Origin of the sequence: Streptomyces sp. NRRL S-378 (genome assembly GCF_000720645.1) — a bacterium.
GTDB lineage: Bacteria > Actinomycetota > Actinomycetes > Streptomycetales > Streptomycetaceae > Streptomyces.
This window is the reverse complement of record NZ_JOBX01000024.1, coordinates 37085-53682: the sequence shown is the minus strand read 5'-3', so window position 1 is coordinate 53682 and position 16598 is coordinate 37085. Positions and strand designations below refer to the sequence as shown.

Annotated in this window: 15 protein-coding genes; 9 read left to right on the top strand and 6 right to left on the bottom strand. The window is 72.4% G+C overall.

Going from position 1 to position 16598, the window contains the following annotated elements:
- Window positions 1-68: 68 nt before the first annotated feature.
- A complete protein-coding gene (locus IH80_RS0118450) occupies window positions 69-1622 on the top strand; it encodes a M28 family metallopeptidase (RefSeq protein ID WP_030961758.1) in 1554 nt (517 codons plus the stop codon).
- Window positions 1623-1725: 103 nt separating this feature from the next.
- On the opposite strand, the gene IH80_RS0118445 is transcribed toward IH80_RS0118450, so the two are convergent.
- Window positions 1726-2478 (bottom strand): hypothetical protein, encoded by a 753-nt coding sequence (locus tag IH80_RS0118445; RefSeq protein WP_158943509.1) that lies wholly within the window; start codon window positions 2476-2478, stop codon window positions 1726-1728.
- A gap of 302 nt (window positions 2479-2780) precedes the next feature.
- On the opposite strand from IH80_RS0118445, the gene IH80_RS0118440 reads away from it, so the two are divergent.
- The 5 genes from IH80_RS0118440 (at window position 2781) to IH80_RS0118420 (ending at window position 9551) form a co-directional block, all read left to right on the top strand.
- A complete protein-coding gene (locus IH80_RS0118440) occupies window positions 2781-4031 on the top strand; it encodes a CapA family protein (protein WP_234432286.1) in 1251 nt (416 codons plus the stop codon).
- Window positions 4032-4156: 125 nt separating this feature from the next.
- A complete protein-coding gene (locus IH80_RS0118435) occupies window positions 4157-6391 on the top strand; it encodes a cache and HAMP domain-containing protein (RefSeq protein WP_037880395.1) in 2235 nt (744 codons plus the stop codon).
- Between the two features lie 6 nt (window positions 6392-6397).
- A complete protein-coding gene (pgsB, locus tag IH80_RS0118430; protein ID WP_030961752.1) occupies window positions 6398-7942 on the top strand; it encodes a poly-gamma-glutamate synthase PgsB in 1545 nt (514 codons plus the stop codon).
- Window positions 7939-8421, top strand: a complete 483-nt coding sequence (locus IH80_RS0118425) for a poly-gamma-glutamate biosynthesis protein PgsC/CapC (RefSeq protein WP_030028214.1) — start codon at window positions 7939-7941, stop codon at window positions 8419-8421. Before pgsB ends, IH80_RS0118425 begins: the two co-directional genes overlap by 4 nt.
- A gap of 62 nt (window positions 8422-8483) precedes the next feature.
- Complete coding sequence (locus IH80_RS0118420; RefSeq protein WP_030961750.1) at window positions 8484-9551, top strand: C40 family peptidase; 1068 nt, start codon at window positions 8484-8486, stop codon at window positions 9549-9551.
- A gap of 111 nt (window positions 9552-9662) precedes the next feature.
- On the opposite strand, the gene IH80_RS0118415 is transcribed toward IH80_RS0118420, so the two are convergent.
- Window positions 9663-10640 carry an SAM-dependent methyltransferase gene (locus tag IH80_RS0118415; protein WP_030961749.1) on the bottom strand — a complete coding sequence of 326 codons (978 nt, stop codon included), beginning with the start codon at window positions 10638-10640 and terminating at the stop codon, window positions 9663-9665.
- A 106-nt stretch (window positions 10641-10746) separates the two neighbouring features.
- On the opposite strand from IH80_RS0118415, the gene IH80_RS0118410 reads away from it, so the two are divergent.
- Together IH80_RS0118410 and IH80_RS0118405 are read left to right on the top strand one after the other, a co-directional pair.
- The gene (locus tag IH80_RS0118410) at window positions 10747-11949 is read left to right on the top strand and encodes a sensor histidine kinase (protein WP_030961747.1); all 1203 of its coding nucleotides are present in this window, start codon (window positions 10747-10749) and stop codon (window positions 11947-11949) included.
- Between the two features lie 17 nt (window positions 11950-11966).
- Window positions 11967-12641, top strand: coding sequence for a response regulator (locus IH80_RS0118405; RefSeq protein WP_030961746.1), 675 nt, complete (start codon window positions 11967-11969; stop codon window positions 12639-12641).
- Window positions 12642-12685: 44 nt separating this feature from the next.
- On the opposite strand, the gene IH80_RS0118400 is transcribed toward IH80_RS0118405, so the two are convergent.
- From IH80_RS0118400 to IH80_RS46060, 4 genes are all read right to left on the bottom strand, one after another.
- On the bottom strand, window positions 12686-13282 hold the full coding sequence (locus IH80_RS0118400; RefSeq protein WP_030961745.1) for a hypothetical protein: 597 nt from the start codon (window positions 13280-13282) through the stop codon (window positions 12686-12688).
- Complete coding sequence (locus IH80_RS0118395) at window positions 13279-13551, bottom strand: hypothetical protein (protein WP_030961743.1); 273 nt, start codon at window positions 13549-13551, stop codon at window positions 13279-13281. The genes IH80_RS0118400 and IH80_RS0118395 overlap by 4 nt, the downstream gene beginning before the upstream one ends.
- An 87-nt stretch (window positions 13552-13638) precedes the next feature.
- Window positions 13639-14889, bottom strand: coding sequence for a PH domain-containing protein (locus IH80_RS0118390; protein WP_078906607.1), 1251 nt, complete (start codon window positions 14887-14889; stop codon window positions 13639-13641).
- A complete protein-coding gene (locus IH80_RS46060; protein WP_051809510.1) occupies window positions 14886-15377 on the bottom strand; it encodes a PH domain-containing protein in 492 nt (163 codons plus the stop codon). Before IH80_RS46060 ends, IH80_RS0118390 begins: the two co-directional genes overlap by 4 nt.
- Before the next feature lie 31 nt (window positions 15378-15408).
- Between IH80_RS46060 and IH80_RS0118380 the strand changes: the two genes are divergently transcribed.
- Complete coding sequence (locus IH80_RS0118380) at window positions 15409-16551, top strand: NADH-quinone oxidoreductase subunit D (protein WP_030961739.1); 1143 nt, start codon at window positions 15409-15411, stop codon at window positions 16549-16551.
- Window positions 16552-16598: the final 47 nt, after the last annotated feature.

Sequence of the window (16598 nt, the reverse complement as noted above, 5' to 3'; positions counted from 1 at the left end):
TCAACCCCGTTCCGACGGTCGTGCCCAGCTCCGCCCTGCCCTGCTCGCCCAGTCGTGGAAGGACCTTCATGCCCTCACGCCGTATAGCCGCAGCAACCGCCGCCCTGGCCGCCGCGGCCCTCGTCTCGCCCCTGCTGCTCGCCGGACCGGCCGGTGCCACCGGGAGCCCGCAGAGCGACGCCGCCAGGGCGGACGCGCTGGCCCGGAAGCTGGTCAAGGACGCGACCGGCAAGGGAGCCTTCAACCACCTCAAGGTCCTGCAGTCGATCGCCGACTACAACAACGGCAACCGCGCGGCCGGTTCCAAGGGCCACGAGCAGTCGGCCAAGTACGTCGAAGCCGTGATGAAGGCGGCCGGCTACACGGTCACCCGCAACGAGTTCGACTTCGTCTTCGTCGAGACGATCGAGGAGAAGCTGTCGGTCAACGGCGCGAACGGGCGCGACGTCCCGATCCACCTGATGACCTACACGGCGAACTCCCCGGAGGGCGGTGTCACGGCCCCGGTCGCCGTCACCCCGGTCGACGCGGACGGGACCAACGGCTGCGAGCCCGGCGACTTCGCCGCCGGCGCCTTCACCGGCAGGATCGCCCTGATCAAGCGCGGCGGCTGCACCTTCGCGGCCAAGCAGCAGAACGCCGCGGCGGCCGGCGCGGTCGGTGCGGTCATCTACAACAACACCGCGGGCGCCCTGAACGGCACCATAGGCGACCCGGCCGCGGGCAAGGTCCCCACCGGCGGCATCACCCAGGAGGACGGCGAGAAGCTGGCCGCCGAGGCCGCCGCCGGACCGGTCGAGCTGACCCTCGACATCCGCGAGCTGCGCGAGAACCGCAAGACCTTCAACGTCATCGCCGAGACCAAGGGCGGCGACGAGAACAACACCGTCTTCCTCGGTGCGCACCTGGACTCGGTCGCGGCCGGCCCGGGCATCAACGACAACGGTTCCGGCTCGGCCGGCATCCTCCAGGTCGCCCAGCGGCTCGCGAGCGAGCAGAAGAAGGTCAAGAACAAGGTCAAGTTCGCCTGGTGGTCGGCGGAGGAGTTCGGCCTGCTCGGTTCCGAGGCGTACGTCGGCGGTCTGACGGACGCGCAGAAGAAGCAGATCAAGCTCTACCTGAACTTCGACATGATCGCCTCGCCGAACGCCGCGTACTTCGTCTACGACGGCGACGACTCGGACGGCGTCGGCGCGGGCCCCGGCCCGGAGGGCTCCGCGCAGCTGGAGAAGGGGATCACCGACTTCCTCGACTCGAAGAAGATCCCGCACGCGGGCACCGACTTCTCCGGCCGTTCGGACTACGGCCCGTTCATCGAGGTGGGCATCCCCTCCGGCGGCACCTTCACCGGCGCCGAGGGCATCAAGACGCCCGAGGAGGCCGCGAAGTTCGGTGGCCAGGCCGGTGTCGCCTACGACGTGAACTACCACGGCAAGGGTGACGACATCACCAACATCGACCAGAAGGCGCTCGACATCAACGTCGACGTCATCGCGGACGCGGTCGGCCACTACGCCCACGACCTCGCCCCGCTGTCGAAGCCGGTCGTCTCGACGCCGACCCCCGGCGGCAGCGGCGGTGGCGGCGGTCTGCACGCGGGCCACGACGAGGTCACGCAGTAGCCGCACGCCGTCGGCCGAGGGGGCCGGGATCCCGCGCGAACGGGATCCCGGCCCCCTCGCCGCTCCTCGTGCTGTGACCGCCAAGGTTCACCGGGCCACGGCACTAGCGAGTGCCCCGCGACCACCTCGTGGTGACGTACGTGATCGCCTGGGCGGTCTCGTCCAGCCGACGGGAGCCGGAGCGGACGGTCCGGCTCAGTTCCACGTGCAGGAAGCGGGTCCCGTGCCGGGCGGCGAGCCGGCCCTGCTCATTGGTCCGGCCCGACAGCTTGCACGGGGCGGACCACGCCCGGCACACCGCGACGTCCTGGCCGGCCAGCTTGTCGGCGAGCCGTTCGGCGTCCTGAACCCCCCGGCTCCCCGCGCCGGTGGAGACGACGGAGTCGCTGCCGGGTACGGAGTCGTCGGCGAAGCCGTGCAGCTGGATGCCCGGCAGGCCGCGCCGGGTGAGCTCGGCGACCACGGCGTGGAAGACCGAGTCGGTGCGGTGCGCCATGTCGGCCGGGTTCCCCTCGTCCCCGCCGTCCGCCTCGTCGCCCGTCCCTTCCGTTTCCGGCGCGCCCGGGCCCGTCACACCCGCTGTACGGTGGGCCCCCGCCATGACCATGACCCCGCCGGGCGCGCCGCGCAGGACGCGGGCCCCGAGCCGCTCGGTCCCCTGGTCGGCGACGGGGTGGGGGACCTGTACCGACCAGCGGGGAGGCGCGCCGAGGTCGACGTAGACGCGGCCCCAGCCGCGGTTGGCGGATCCGGACCGGCCCGCCGCGTCGGAGACCTCCGCGAAGCGGCGTCCGCCGGCCGTGTCGGTGAAGGTGTCGATCCTGTAGTCCACCTCGGCCAACCGCTGACGCGCCAAGTCGATATTCCCGTCAAAAAGGCCGGAAACACCCTCGACAATGATCGTCTTCTCGGTCTGCGTAGGCGCGCGGTAACCGCCCGTCACCCCGAACTCCCCGGCGAAGTCGGTAACGCGACTCAGCAGATCTATGTCCTCCGCCACAGGCGGCGGGGAGGCGGCGGTTCCCTTTTCGACCGAATTAGTTGGATCAAAAACGACGTAAGCCACCAGCGCCGCAATCACGCCGCACATGATCACACCAATCGCCACGCCCTGTGTGAACTTCACAGTTTTCACTGGCTGAAAATAGCCGAGTGAAAATCGCCTCTCCCCGTCCGGCCCCCGCCCTGACCCGCGCGGCGCTCCTCGTCCTCCCGCTGAGCCTCTCGCTCGCGGGGTGCGGCCTCCTCGGCGGCCCACAGGAGAACCAGGGGCCGTCGGGCGACGCGGCGGGCGCCGGTGCAAAGGGCGCGGGCCGCTCCTTCACCGTCGCCGCCGCGGGCGACATCCTCATCCACCCGCAGCTGACCGACCAAGCCGCCCGGGATGCCAGGGCCGCCGGACAGACGGGGTACGACTTCGACCGGATCATGGCGGGGGTCAAACCGGTCATCAGCAAGGCCGACCTCGGCATCTGCCACATGGAGCCGGTCCTGGGAAAGCCGAACGGCCCCTTCCAGACCTACCCCGACTTCCTCGTCCCCCCGCAGATCGCCAAGGCGATCAAGAACGTCGGCTACGACACCTGCTCGACGGCCTCGAACCACACCCTCGACCACGGGCCGGACGGCGTGTTCCGCACCCTGGACACGTTGGACCACGAGGGCCTCAAGCACACCGGATCCGCCCGCAGCCGGGAGGAACACGACACACCCCTGATCCTGGACGTCAAGGGCGTCAAGGTCGGCCAGATCTCCTTCGCCTTCGGCTTCAACGGCCGCGAGGTCCCCAAGGACAAGCCCTGGCTGGCCAACCTGACCAGCTTCAAGGCCATCGCCGCGGCCGAGAAGAAGGCCCGCGCGGCCGGCGCCGAGGTCGTGATCCTGTCCATCCACTGGGGCCGCGAACACCAGCCGAACCCGAGCAACCCGCAACTGGCACTGGCCCGCAAGATCGCCAAGGAGACCGGGATCAACCTGGTCATCGGCCACCACGCCCACGTCGTGCAGCCGATGGAGAAGGTCGACGGCACGTGGGTCGCCTACGGGCTCGGCAACCAGCTCGCCCGCCACGACGTGCCCAGCGGGCTGACCGAGGAGGGCGCCATCGGCTGGTTCGAGTTCAGCGAGAAGAACGGCTCGTGGGACGTACAGGCCCGCTTCGTGCCCACCTTCACCGACATCCCGCCGGACCCCGAGGGCACCCCGGGATCGGAGCTGCCCGGCGGGGACGCGCAGCCGGTGCGCGACCACCGCCTGGTCGACGTCGTGGAGGCCCTCGGCAAGGACAGCGGCCTGCTGCCGGAACAGCGCGCCCGCTACCGCCTGGCCTTCGAGCGCACCCAGGGCACCATGCTCAACCGCGGCGCCGGCAAGGACGGGCTGCGCCCCCTGCGGGGGCTGCCCGGGTGACCCCGCTCCGTACACCAGCAGGCGAAGAAACGACCTCCCCGCTCTCCAAGCCGTCCCAGGAAGGACAACCAGCCGTGGCCGCACCCCGCAGCAAGCGGCGGCACAAGGCCGGGCGCAGGGCCGACATGTCGCTGCTCGGCGGCATCAGGCCGCCGATCACCGTGCTGTCGGTGCTGCTGCTCGCCCTGGCGGGGTTCACCGCGGTGACCCTGGGCAGCGTCCGCGAGGGCCGGCTGCCCGCCGCGGTGCTCACCTCCCAGCAGCACTTCGCGGAGGACGGCGCCGTCGCACTGCGCGCCTCGCTGGACGAGAGCGTCACCGACCTCGACCGGGCCGCGTCCCTGTTCTCCACCGGGAAGCCCGTCCCCCCGGACGCCGTGCTCGACAAGATCGGCAGCGTCTACCAGAAGTGGCGCGGCACCGCGGTCGTCGAGATCAGCTCGGGCCGGCTGCTGGCCGCCCGCGGCGAGAACCTCCCCCTGACCGCGATCGACCGCACCCGGCTCACCGGCGAGGGCGGCCTGGCCCCCCGCATGGTCAAACTGTCCAACGGCGAGACCCGGCTGCTCACCCTTTCCCTGCTGTCCTTCAAGGACCAGCCGCAACAGCTGCTGGTCGCCTCCAGCAGCCTGCGCTTCCCAGGCATCAGCCTCGGCAACTTCCGTGCCATCGCCGTCGTCGGCTCCGACGGCACGGTGCTCAGCAGCGACGGCATCCCCGAGCCCGAGATGGTCCTCACCGACCTCCAGCGCGCCGACGTCAAACGCGACACCAAGCAGCTGCGCTCCTTCGCCAAGACCGCGGCGAAGCGGACCAAGGCCAACCCCCTGACCACGAAGGAGCCCGGCTCCGGCGGCTTCCCCGGCGTCAGCGGCAGCCTGACGGGAGGCGAGTGGGGCGGTGAACGCGCCGCCGCGGGCTACGCCCGCCTCGCCGGACCCGAACCGGGCGTCGGCACCAGCGCCACCAGCCTGGAGCTGACCGTCGTCGCCATGGTCAACGTCGCCCAGAACCCGGCCCGCACCTCCGACGCCTTCGCCGGACTGCTCCTGGCCGGCGCCCTGCTGCTGGTCGGCGCCCTGGTCGTCGCTCTGCTCGTCGGCACCGTGCAGCGGCCGCTGATCACCCTGTTCCTGGAGAGCCGGCGACTGACCCGCGGGGACCTGACCCGCCCGGTGTCCGTCCCCCGCGGGAGCGAGGCGGCCCGGATCGGGACCGCCCTGGAGCGGTTGCGCGGCCAGCTGGCGGACCAGGACGCGCCCCGGCCGCCCGACCCCTCCGGCAGGCGGAAGCGCCGTACGGGCGCCCGCACCCTCCTCGCCCTGTGCGGGGTCCTGCTCCTGGCCTGGTGCGTGCCGCTGGGCCTGCTGGTCAACCGGGCCGGCGCGGACGTCGTCGTACCGCAACAGCTGGTCAACGACCAGCGGGAGCGCACCGACACCCTCAACGACCGGATCCGGCGCGCCCTCAACGAGGGCCAGGCCGACCTGCAGTCCGTCGCCTCGCTGATGGGCGACGACACGACCCCGCAGCACATGACCACCGTCCTGGAACGCACGGCCCGGGAACACCTGCGCTACGACTCCCTCTACGTGCTCGACGCCGGCGGCAAGGTCCTCGCCCAGGCCGGCGGCGCACCGCAGGCCGCCGGCGCCAAGGGCCCCCGCAAGGAGCCGATCTCCCTCCACGAGGGCAAGAAGCCGGTCGTCGTCGCGACCGCCCAGCTCCCGGGCGACAGCGGCTCGGCGGTCGTCGGCGAGTTGCGCATCGACTTCCTCAACTCGCTGCTCAAACGGCCGGGCCTGGGAGAGATCCGGGTGGTCGACTCCCAGCACCGGGTCATCGCCTCCAACAACGGCTACCGCGCCTTCGAGGAGCTCGGCGACGAGCGGCTCGACGCCCTCGTCGAGGGCTCCGCCCTCAAGGTCGGCATGGCCCCGCGGCCCGGCAGCGTCCTGTACCGCAGCGGCGGCGACCACGTCATCGCGGCAGCCGCGCCGTTCGTGGGCGGCGGCGCCGCCAAGCCCCTGGACTGGACCGTGGTCAGCTGGCAGTCCGCCAAGGGCCTGGCCATCCACGAGTACAGCCTGCAGAACCGGACCGTGCTCGCCGGCCTGCTCGGCTTCGCGGTCGGCGCGGCCTGCCTGGGCTGGCTCCAGATCATCGTGATCGCCCCGCTGCGCGAGCTCGCCCGGCGCGCCGAGGCGCTCGCCGACGGCGACCGCCGCACCGTCCTGTACCCGCGCCACCACGACGAGGTGGGCGCCGTGACGCGGAGCCTGGAGATCATCCGCCAGCAGCTCCAGCAGCAGCGCAAGCAGGCCGGCGGGCGAGCGTCCGCACCGGCCGGAAGGAACTGATCCCCCGTGCTCTTCCTCTACTGCGTGCTGCTCGCCTGCTGCGCGATCATGCTCGTCGCGGGCATCGTGGAACAGCGGCGGCACTTCGCCAGCCTGCACCGCATCCCGAACCGGGTGCTGGTCAACGGCATCCGCGGCAAGAGCTCCATCACCCGGCTGTGCGCGGGGGCGCTGCGCGGCGGCGGTCTGACCACCGTCGCCAAGACCACCGGCACCGCAGCCCGGTTCATCCACCCCGACGCGACCGAGGAGCCGGTCTACCGCAAGTTCGGCATCGCCAACGTCGTGGAGCAGATCGGCATCGTGCGGCGCGCCTCCGCCTACCGCCCCGACGCGCTCGTCATGGAGTGCATGGCGGTCATGCCCGCGCTCCAGGAGATCAACCAGTCCAAGCTGATCCAGTCGACCATCGGCGTCCTGTGCAACGTCCGCGAGGACCACGTCGCGGAGATGGGCCCGACCCTCGACGACATCGCGCGCTCCCTGTCCCGGTCGATGCCGCACGGCGGGATCTGCGTCACCGCCGAGAAAGAGCGCTTCGACGTCCTCCAGGAGGAGGCCGACGCCCGCGACTGCCGGCTGCTCTACGCCGACCCCGACACCGTCAGCGACGAGGAGCTGCGCGGCTTCAGCTGGTTCACCTTCAAGGAGAACGTCGCCATCGCGCTGCTGGTCGCCGAGCTGCTCGGCGTCGACCGGGAGACCGCCCTGCGCGGGATGTACGAGGCCCCGCCGGACCCGGGCGTGCTCTCGGTCGAGCGGTATCTGGCCCCCGGCGGGAAGCGGCTGCGCTTCGCCAACGTCTTCGCGGCGAACGACCCCGAGTCGACGCTGATGAACATCAACCAGCTGCTGGACCTGGGTGCGGTGGACCGCCCCCTGAGCGTGGTGATCAACTGCCGGCCCGACCGGGTCGAGCGCAACGGCCAGATGGGCGCGATCATCCCCGAACTGCGGCCGGACAAGGTCTTCGTGATCGGCCACCCCGCCAAGAGCGCCATCGACGCGATCCCGGCCGAGTGGCGCGACCGCGCCGTCGACCTCGGCGGCGACCACCGCGACGGCGAGGAGTTCATGCAGGAGCTGCTGGGGCACCTCGGTCCCAGCTCCTCGCTCGTCGCCATCGGCAACATCCACGGGCAGGGCGAGGTGCTGCTGGAGCACCTCGCCGAGCTGCCGGCGGACGAGGCGGCCGACTCCGAGGCGGTCTGCTCCGAGGACGGCGGCCCCGTGCGGGAGGCCGACGACCCGGCGGTCCGGACCGCCCAGCCCTTCCCCCTGTACGCGGACACCGCGTACAGCCAGGACCCGTACGCGCAGCTTCCGTACGGCGCCGACCCGTACGCCCAGGTCCCGCACACGCAGGGCCCGTACACGCAGGGCCCGTACGCGCAGGGCCCGTACGCGCAGGGCCCGTACGCGCAGGACCCCACCTCCGACGCGCACGGCATCCGCGCCACCACGCCCATACCGGCCTGGCCGCAGCCGCGGCCGCAGATCCACCCGAGCCCCCCGCAGGGGCAACGGCACACCCCAGGAGAACCCCGTTGATCCCCGCCGTCCTCACCCCCGAGATCGCCGCGATCGGCATAGCCCTGGGTCTGCTGTTCTCGCTCGTCTGCTACCTCACCACCAACCTCTCCCCCGGCGGAATGATCACCCCGGGCTGGCTCGCGCTGACCCTCCTGGAGGACCTCCAGCGGGCCGCCCTCGTGGTCGGCGTGACCGTCGCCACGTACGCGCTCACGCTGGTCGTGCAGCGCTTCGTGATCCTCTACGGCAAGCGGCTGTTCGCGGCCGTCGTACTGCTCGGCGTCCTGCTCCAGGCCACCGTGGTGATCGTGCTCCAGATGGAGTTCCCCCTCCTCTACGCGAACCAGACCCTCGGCTTCATCGTGCCCGGCCTGATCGGCTACCAGCTGGTCCGCCAGCCGAAGGGGGCCACCCTGCTCGCCACCGGCAGCACCACGCTCATGACGTACGTCGTGCTGACCGCCGGCATCCTGCTCGGCGTCATGCCGGCCGCCTAGCCCCAGGCCGTCCACCACCGCGCCCGCGCCGTGCCCCTCCCCAACCGCTCCGGAGCCCCCGCATGACCGCCAAGTCGAAGAGCCGCGCACGTTCCGCACTGCACGCGGCGACCCTGATCGCCCTGCTCGCGGGCAGCGGCTACCTCACCTACACGCTCCGCGCGCAGGAGCAGGCCAAGGCACCCGCCGTCCAGGTCGTCGACGGACACGTCGCCGGCTCGGGCGAGGCCGGTGCCCAGAAGTGGGAACGGCTCTCCAGCCCCGACCGGTCGGTGGTGCGCGACGGCACCGGGCAGGTACTGGCCACCTTCACCGACGGCGCCCGCACGGCCACCCTCACCGGGCCCAGCCGCACCTTCACCGAGCCGGCCAACACCACGGCCCGGGTCGTGACCGAGAACTGGGTACGCCTCATGCCGGAGCCGTGGAAGGCGGGCGCGGAGAACGAGTCGTGGTTCAAGGAGTGGTTCAAGAAGTACTTCGGCAGCCAGGAGGACGACATCTTCGCGATGGCCTTCCAGTACGGCGACCAGGCCCCGGTGAAGAAGGACGCGCAGGGCACCTCGTACGCGGGTGACGCCTCCTTCGGTCCGCTCAACCCCAACGGCTCGGCCGGCAACGACCTGCGCCTGGAGCAGTCGGACTTCTACGACTACCTCGGCACGCCGTACACCTTCCGCGACGGCACCAAGAAGCAGCCCCAGACCGCCCGGTACCGGTCGATGGACTGCTCCGGCTTCGTCCGCACCGTCTTCGGATACCGGGCCCGATACCCGCTCCTGTCCGGTGACACGTCCGGCTCCGGTCTGCCGCGGACCGCGAACGGCATGGCCCGCGCCACCCTGGGCGCCGAAATCCTCCCCCTCAAGGGCGTCGGCGCGCAGGACCGGCCCGCGAACATCGACGTCATCCAGCCGGGCGACCTGCTCTTCTTCAAGCTCGACGCGCGCACCGGGGACCGCATCGACCACACGGGCATCTACCTGGGCACGGACACCGACGGCCACAAGATCTTCATCTCCAGCCGGGAGGAGGCCAACGGCCCGACCATCGGCGACAAGGGCGGCACCTCGCGCCTCGACGGCAACGGCTACTACGCGACGACCCTGCGCAGCGCGAAGCGGCTCTAGACGCGCTGTCCCGGGACGTCACACCCAGGCGGCTTCAGCGGCGCCCTCGCGCTCCGTGTGTGTCGGCTCCCGCCGTTCCCGCCCGGCCTGCGTGCGCCGCCCGCCGCCCGGTCAGTCCGCGGCGGGCCAGGCCCGCACCGCCACCGGCTGGACCAGCCAGCCGAAGGCGCCCAGCCCGGACGGGGAGGTCAGCTCCGCCGCTTCACCGGCCGTGGCCAGGGCCCGTACGTAGGCCGCCGGGTCCGAGGAGGCCAGGGCGAGCGGGGGGCGGGCGCCCGAGACCCCGAGGGCGGTCAGGGCCTCGCGCTGGGTCAGCAGGACCGCTCCCGGCCCGGCGCAGGCGTCGAGCGCCACGTGGGCGGTGACGTCGCAGCCGCCGTCCGGGACCGGCGCGACCTCCCGGCCGCCCCGGAACCCCGTCAGGGTGCCGAACGGGGGCCGGTCCCGCCGCGTGTGGGCGTAGTCGACCGCCACCGCCAGACCCCGCTCCAGGGTCCGGGTGGCCGCCGCCCAGGCCTCGTCGCGAGGGCGGCCGATCTCCGCGCGGCCGCCGCCCGGCCACCACCGCTCCAGCCAGGCCCGGTCCACGTCCTCCAGCGGGCCGCCGCGGCTCTCCGTACCGTCCGGCGCGACCAGTACGTAGTGCCCGTCCTCGGCGATGTCGAGGGGGACGTTGTCCAGCCATTCGTTGGCGAAGAGCAGCCCGGTCACGCCCTCGGGCGGCTCCCCGGTCCAGTGGATCCGCGGGTCCAGCCCCTCGGGCCGCGGCGCCCGCTCCACGGCGTACGGGCGCACCCGCGCCGCCGTCTGCGGATCGAGCGCGGCGAGCACCCCGGACAGCAGTTCGGCGCGCCCGGCGCCCATGTCGACGAGGGCGAGCTCCCGCGGCTGCCCGAGCTCCGCGTCCACCCACCGCAGCAGCCGGGCCACGGCCGTCGCGTAGAGGGCGGAGGCGTGCACGGAGGTACGGAAGTGGCCGGCGGGACCGGGGCCCGCGGGGCGCACGTAGAAGCCGCCGGGCCCGTACAGCGCGGCTTCCATCGCGCTGCGCCACCGGACCGCTGCGCCGGGTCCACCAGGAGTGCTCATTACCGAAGGCTATGCTCACCCTCCACCTTGGGGAGTATGTCCCCGGTGCCAGGTTCGGACCTCTGGTTGACTCCAGCACCTATCGCCGTTCCCTACTCTGGGTTACGTGCAGCGCCTCTACGACTTCCTCCGCAGACACCCGACGGGCGTCGACAGCTTCTGGGCTGTGCTCTTCTTCGGGGTCTCGATGCTGAACGTCACGGGCGAGCCCGACATCAGCCGACCCCTGAAGATCGTCGCCGTTCCGGTGGTGATCGCGCTGAGCACGGCCCTGGCCCTGCGCCGCAAGTGGACGCAGGCGATGTTCTGGCTCACCCTCGGGGCGGGCCTGCTCCAGCTGGCCGCGGGGATCGTCGCCGGGTTCTACGACATCGCCATGTTCGTGATCCTGTACACGGTCGCCGCGAGCGAGGTCCCGCGCTGGGTCTCGCGCACCGCGCTGGGCTGGGGGCTGGTGGCGGCGCCGCTCTACTTCCTGCGGTACGGCGTGGACAAGGGCGCCAACGACGTCGACAACGTCCTCTTCGCCGTCTTCATGATCGTCCCCTTCGTCCTGGCCTGGGTACTGGGCGACTCCCTGCGGACCCGGCGGGCCTATTACGCCCAGCTGGTCGAGCGCAACCAGCGGCTGGAGAAGGAGCGCGAGGCCCAGTCCAAGGTGGCCGTGGCCGCCGAGCGCGCCCGGATCGCCCGCGAGCTGCACGACGTCGTCGCGCACAACGTCTCGGTGATGGTGGTCCAGGCGGACGGCGCCGCGTACGTCATGGACGTGGCCCCCGAGCAGGCCAAGGAGGCCCTGCAGACCATCTCGGGGACCGGCCGCCAGGCCCTCGCCGAGATGCGCCGGCTGCTCGGCGTCCTGCGCACGGGCGAGCCGCAGGAGTCCGAGGACTACGTGCCGCAGCCCGACGTCGAGCAGATCGAGGTCCTGGTCGAGCAGGTACGGGCGGCCGGGCTGACGGTGGACTTCGAGGTCGAGGGCGCCCCTCGGCCGCTGCCCAGCGGGGTCGAGCTGACGGCGTACCGGATCGTGCAGGAGGCGCTGACCAACACCCGCAAGCACGGCGGCCCCGACGCGACGGCCAGCGTCCGGCTGGTCTACTTCGACGACGGGCTCGGCCTGCTGGTCGAGGACGACGGCCGGGGCGCGGCCCACGAGCTGTACGAGGACGGTGGCGCGGACGGCGCCGGACACGGGCTGATCGGCATGCGCGAGCGGATCGGTATGGTCGGCGGAACCCTGGACGCGGGGCCGCGGCCCGGTGGCGGCTTCCGGATCAGCGCACTGCTGCCCCTGAAGAAGAGATGACGAGGACGAGGTAACTGATGTCCATCCGAGTGATGCTGGTCGACGACCAGGTCCTGCTGCGCACCGGCTTCCGCATGGTGCTCGCCGCCCAGCCGGACATGGAGGTCGTCGCCGAGGCGGGTGACGGGCTGGAGGCTCTGGAGGTGCTGCGGGCCACGAAGGTGGACGTGGTGCTGATGGACGTCCGCATGCCGAGGCTCGACGGCGTCGAGGCGACGCGGCGGATCTGCGAGCCCGAGGAACACCCGAAGGTGATCATCCTGACCACCTTCGACCTGGACGAGTACGCCTTCTCCGGCCTGAAGGCGGGCGCGAGCGGCTTCATGCTGAAGGACGTGCCGCCGGCCGAACTGCTGGGCGCCATCCGCTCGGTGCACAGCGGGGACGCGGTGGTCGCGCCGTCCACGACGCGGCGCCTGCTGGACCGTTTCGCCCCGATGCTGCCGACGACGACGCAGGAACCGGAGCACAAGGAGATCGAGCGGCTGACGGAGCGCGAGCGCGAGGTCATGCTGCTGGTGGCGCAGGGCCTGTCGAACGGCGAGATCGCGGCCCGGCTGGTCCTGTCGGAGGCGACGGTGAAGACCCACGTGGGCCGAATCCTGACCAAGCTGGGCCTGCGCGACCGCGTCCAGGTCGTGGTCCTGGCCTATGAAACGGGCCTGGTCCGCGCGGGCGGCGGGGCCGGATAGCCGGCCCCGGCGGCCGCCCCGTCGGCCCCTTGCCGCCGCCGCTGTCAGGTGCCCTGGTCGAGGGGGCGCTTGTAGTAGCGCCAGGGGAACCAGCCCGCCCCGACCGGAATCCAGCCTTCTGATTCCATCCGCCGGTGCCGCGCGACGGACGGGAGCGTCACCCGGCAGTGCTCCCAGGGATGGTCGGAGGCTTCCACCTCGTGGAAGAAGGGGCCGTAGCCGACCGCGTGCCAGCCCTCGCGGCCCGCTTCCTCCAGGGCGGCCATCTCGTTGAACGCGGTCAGGCCGCCCAGGGTCCGGCGCTCCGGGCCGCCGGGCTCCCCGGCGGACGGCGCCGACGGGCCCGCGCCGCCCCCTGCCTTGCCCGCGAAGCGCTGCTGGGCGGCCTGCCGGCTCACACCCAGGACGCGGCCCACCGCGTCCCAGCTGTGTCCGGCGGCCCTGGCGCCCTGAACGGCCTCGCGCAGCAGCCGGCTCGACTCCTCGGCGCCGACGCGCGAGGCGTCCAACAGGCGCAGGTATCCGTGGGGGTCGTGTTCGAGCGACTCCGCCAGCCCCTCGGGGGCGCCGAGGACGACCGCGGCGATCCCCTCCCGGATCCGGTCCGCCTCCACCGGCTGGAGCAGCGGTTCGCCGCTCATCGGCCCGGGCCGGCAAGGGGTTCGAGGGCATCGAGGACCTCCTGGTCGCGACGCGCCTGCTCGGAGCGCGCCGCCCGGGCGCCCTGGGCGGCCGTGCAGCCGATGAACACGAGGCCCCCGAGGATCAGGGCGATGGTGGCGGGGGTGCCGAGCCGGTCGCCGAACATCACGCTCACGGCGGGCAGAAGCACGGCCACCGGCAGGGCGGGGGCCATGGCCGGGGCGGCGGGCGTGTGGTCCCGGTGACCCTTCGATCGCAAGATCAACATGCGTCAAGGAAACCTTGACATGATCACCTTGTCAAGAATTCCTTGACGTCCGGGTCCCGCGTACGCCCCGCGCCGGTGGGCACCGGTTCAGGCATCGGGTCCCGGGGAGGTCATCCAGCGGTCCGGGCGGGCCGTCGCGCGGGAGGTCCGGGAGCGGGCTGCCTGGTCGTACAGGAGCTGCGCGGCCTCGGCGGCCGGCCGCAGCCGGGCGGTGACCGTGCCGTTCGCCCCGGTGTCCACGTGGACGTCCGCGACACCGCGGGCGCGGGCCCACGGGCCCTGCGTGTACCGGACGCTCTGCACCTTGGCGTGCGGGACGATCTCCGTACGGCGGCACAGACGGCCGTGCCGGGCGGCGAACACCTCCGGGGACAGCGCCAGGGCGTAGCCCTTCCACCAGACCGGGACCACCCAGCGCGAACCGGAGGCCGGGGAGCCCGCGTAGGACAGGCCCGCCAGGTCCACCCCGGGCAGGACCCGGGCGATCACGGCGTACGCGTCGGCCCGGGAGGCCACCGGCACCAGGACCTCGTTCTTCGACCCGGCCACGGCCAGCTCGACGCGGACCCGGTCGCTGCGCCGCCACAGCAGCGGCTCCACGATCCGTACGGTCTGCACGCGCCCCGGCGGCACGGTCTCGTGGGCCCGGTCCAGCATCCCGTGGTCCAGGCGCAGCCCGTCCGGGGACTCGGCGACCCGCCAGTCGTACTCGGTGAGGAAGCGGCCGACGGTACCCGCCCACACCGCGCCCAGCATCGGGAGCAGGGTGGCCACGGCGACCCACGGGCTGGAGCTGAACCACCACACGACGAACGGCGCGACGATGCCGCCGGCCAGGGCCGCCCAGACGCCGAGACTGAGCATCAGCGACACCGCGAGCTCGCCCGGGGGCACCCGCAGCAGTTCGCGCTGCGGCGCTTCGCCCAGGCGCACCGCCTCCTCGGGAGCGAAGCCCGCGGCGCGGGCCAGGAGCTCGGCGCGCAGGGCGACGGCCTCCTTCTCACCGAGGAAGGACAGCTGGTCCTTCTCCTCGGCGCCGATCACGTCGAGCCGCAGGCTGGCGACACCGGTCAGCCGGGCCAGCAGCGGCCGGGTGACGTCCACGGCCTGGAGCCGGTCCAGCCGGATGTGCGCGGTGCGGCGGAAGAGCAGCCCGGTGCGGATGCGCAGCTCGGTGTCGGTCACCGCGTAGTGGGTGAACCACCAGCTCAGGAACCCGTACACGCCGAAGACCAGGAGCACTCCGGCCAGCGTGGCCAGCCGCAGGAGCGTGGACAGGTCCGCCACCCCCACCGGACCCGGGCCGCCCGCCCCGCCGCCCCCCGGACCGGAGGTCACAGGCCCGCCGACCTTGCCTCGCCGAGCGCGGCGAGGCGGTCGCGCAGCCGCTCCGCCTCGGCCGGCACCAGCCCCGGGATCCGCGCGTCGGTCGCGGCCGCCGCCGTGTGCAGCTGCAGCGACGCCAGGCCGAACCGCCGCTCCACCGGGCCCGAGGTGACCTCGACCAGCTGCATCCTCCCGTACGGGACCACCGTCTGCTCCCGCCACAGCACCCCGCGGCTGATCAGCAGGTCGTCGGGGCGCTCCGCGTACCGCCAGGACCGCCAGTTCCGGCCCAGGAGCGCCCATCCCCAGGCCCCTGCGGCGAGCCAGAACCCCCCGGCCGCCGCCCACGCCGGGCCCACGAGCAGGCCGAGGAGCACCCCCGTCGCCACCGCGAGCAGACCGCACCAGAACGCGAGCAGCGTCCGGCGCATGGTGAGCAGCCCGCCGGGCAGCCCCACCCACCGCAGGTCGCCCGTCTCACCCTTCGTCCCCGTATCCATCCCCCCAGCGTAGGACTGAGACAATGCCCGCATGACGGAGACCACGGTCGGCATCGGCGGAGCGGCGGAGAGCACCGACATGGTGCTCAACATCGGCCCCCAGCACCCTTCCACGCACGGCGTGCTGCGCCTGCGCCTCGTCCTGGACGGCGAGCGGATCGCCGTCGCCGAACCGGTGGTCGGCTACATGCACCGCGGCGCCGAGAAGCTCTTCGAGGCACGCGACTACCGGCAGATCGTCATGCTCGCGAACCGGCACGACTGGCTGTCCGCGTTCTCCAACGAGCTCGGCGTGGTCATGGCGGTCGAGCGGATGCTCGGCATGGAGGTCCCCGAGCGGGCCGTGTGGATGCGGACCCTGCTGGCCGAGCTGAACCGGGTGCTGAACCACCTGATGTTCCTCGGCTCGTACCCGCTCGAACTGGGCGGGATCACCCCGATCTTCCACGCGTTCCGCGAGCGCGAGGAGCTCCAGGCCGTGATGGAGGAGATCTCCGGCGGCCGGATGCACTACATGTTCAACCGCGTGGGCGGCCTCAAGGAGGACCTCCCGGCCGGCTGGCTCGGCCGGGCCCGCGCCGCGATCGCCGACGTCCGCACCCGGATGGACGTCTACGACAAGCTGGTCCACGGGAACGAGATCTTCCGCGGCCGTACCCGCGGCGTCGGTGTCCTGTCCGCCGAGGCGGTGCACGCGTACGGGGTCTCCGGCCCGATCGCCCGTGCCTCCGGCGTCGACTTCGACCTGCGCCGCGACGAGCCGTACCTGGCCTACGGCGAGCTCCAGGACGTCCTGAAGGTGGTCACCCGCACCGAGGGCGACTGCCTGGCCCGCTTCGAGTGCCTGCTGGACCAGACCCACAACTCCCTCGACCTCGCCGTGGCCTGCCTGGACCGGATGGAGGAGCTCCCGCCGGGGCCGGTCAACCAGCGCCTGCCCAAGGTCCTGAAGGCGCCGGAGGGGCACACCTACGCCTGGACGGAGAACCCGCTCGGCATCAACGGCTACTACCTGGTCTCGAAGGGCGAGAAGACCCCGTACCGGCTGAAGCTGCGCAGCGCCTCCTACAACAACATCCAGGCGCTGGCCGTGCTGCTGCCGGGGCAGCTGGTCGCGGACATGGTGTCGATCCTGGGCTCGCTGTTCTTCGTGGTCGGCGACATCGACAAGTAGCCGCGACGCAAAGGGAGCAGAGGCGTCCGCGCTCCGCCCGCCCGGGC